Genomic DNA, 922 nt, shown 5'->3' with positions numbered 1-922 from the left:
GAATGTGGGAGCCCCCGACCAAGCGGTTCCCACCGCAGCACCGGCCCAAAAGTCATATCTGCCAGGAGTGTTGTCCGCTCTCCTGACAGGTAGGCCGTGTGCGTCTTCTGACGGCGGGTCTCTGCTTCGCGGAGGCCCGCCGTCAGGCGTTTCCGGCACCTTCGAAATGCTGTGTGAGTCCGTGGGTGCTGGTGGGCGGGGCGGGGGGCCGGGAGGATCGACGCCATGGGCGTGAGTGCGTTGAAGTGGCAGGGGTGGCTGGTCGGGCTGCTGGTTCTGGCCGGACTGCTGGTGTTCGCCCCGCTGGGGCTGTACGTGTGGGCCAGCGGCGAGCCGGCACCACAGGCGCCCGCGACGGCGGCGGGCTCGGTACGGGTCACCGGATGCCGAATCGATCCGGCGAGCCGCCGCGTGGTGGCCGGGGTCGAGGCCACGGGCCAGGGGTCGTACGTCGTCACGGTCGAGTTCCGGGACCGGGCGGACCCGGGACCGGGAGTCCGCTCGGCACAGGCCCTGGTCAAGATCCCGGGCGTCACCCCCGCCACCCCGGAACGAGCCGAAGCCATCGGCCCCGTCTGGCCCCCGGCAACCATCCCCTGGTGCGGGGTCGCCCAGTCCACCCGAACCGAAGACGAGCCCGTCCCGGGCACCGGCTGAGGGGCGCGGGGCTCGCCCCGGGCCCGGTCAGCCCCGCAGCAGGACGTGGCACCCGGTCCGGAGCCTCCGCGGCACCGGACCGGGGCCGTCAGTGGGCGCCGGCCATCCCGACGGAGTCGAGGGCGGCGGCGTGCGCGTCCATCCGCTCGGCGGCGAGGATCGCGGCGGTGGTGTCCGCGCGGGACGCGGCGACGAGCAGCGCGCGGGCGGCGAGGTCGTGCGCCCGCTGGTGCAGCGTCACGGTGTCCCCGGTGTCCCTGGTGGG

At 74.3% G+C, this 922-nt stretch carries 1 protein-coding gene; it reads left to right on the top strand.

The features are described 5' to 3' along the window. Positions 1-231: 231 nt before the first annotated feature. On the top strand, positions 232-657 hold the full coding sequence (locus tag ACFVUS_RS43785) for a hypothetical protein (protein WP_143196244.1): 426 nt from the start codon (positions 232-234) through the stop codon (positions 655-657). Positions 658-922 lie beyond the last annotated feature (265 nt).

Source organism: Nocardia sp. NPDC058058 (assembly GCF_042885355.1).
Taxonomy (GTDB): Bacteria; Actinomycetota; Actinomycetes; order Mycobacteriales; family Mycobacteriaceae; genus Nocardia.
The sequence above is the reverse complement of the archived record's forward strand: the minus strand, read 5'-3'. Positions and strand labels throughout refer to the sequence as shown.